Consider the following 788-nt stretch of genomic DNA (forward strand, 5'->3'; position numbering starts at 1 on the left):
GGAGGAGTACGACACGCTCAGCCAGATCGCCCCCGTCGTCGCCTACCCCGAGACCGCCTGGGGCACCACCTGGGAGGACTCCCTGGACCTGGTCGGCCAGGCGCTCGGCCGGTCCGAGCAGGCCGAGACGGTGCTCGCCGAGACCGAGCAGACCATCGAGCAGACCGCGCAGGCCAACCCGCAGCTGCGGGACAAGACCTTCGTCTTCGCCTCGCTCTCCTCGGCGGACCGGTCCAAGCTCGACGTCTACGCCCCGACCGACAACCGGGTCCGACTGCTCACCGACCTGGGGATGAAGAACGCCCCCTTCGTCGAGCAGAACGCCGCTCAGGACGCCTTCTTCTTCTCCGTCTCGGCCGAGCAGGCCCCCCAATTGGACAGCGACCTGTTCATCGCCTACACGATGCAGCCAGGTGAGCTGGAGACCTTCCGGTCCGACCCGCTGATCGGGCAGATCCCGGCCCTGCGCGACGGCGGCTTCGTCGAGGCATCCGACCAGACCGCGGTGCTGGGCCTGAGCGCTCCCTCCCCGCTGGCGATCCCGTACTCGATGGAGCACTTCGTCCCGGAGGTCGCCGCGGCGGCCGGGCAGAGCTGACGACAGCGCCGCCATCCCGCTGATGAGCGCTCCGACCACGGCCCCGGTCAGGCCGGTCACCCACCGACGTGGGAGGCCCGTCTGGCTGGGGCTGCTGCTCGTCCTGGCCGGGGTGGCCCTGGCGGCGGCCCTCTCCGTGGCCGTGGGCGCGCGCAGCGCGATCAGCCTGGCGCTGTCCTCGTTGATCTGC

The 788-nt window shown here is 71.1% G+C and carries 1 protein-coding gene; it reads left to right on the forward strand.

Annotated features, from left to right (window positions below; all coding sequences use genetic code 11):
- Positions 1-598: ABC transporter substrate-binding protein (locus Q4D18_RS11505; protein WP_303128537.1), on the forward strand; the 598-nt coding region annotated here is incomplete at its 5' end.
- Positions 599-788: the final 190 nt, after the last annotated feature.

The sequence above is a fragment of the Micrococcus sp. genome (assembly GCF_030523875.1).
GTDB lineage: Bacteria > Actinomycetota > Actinomycetes > Actinomycetales > Micrococcaceae > Micrococcus.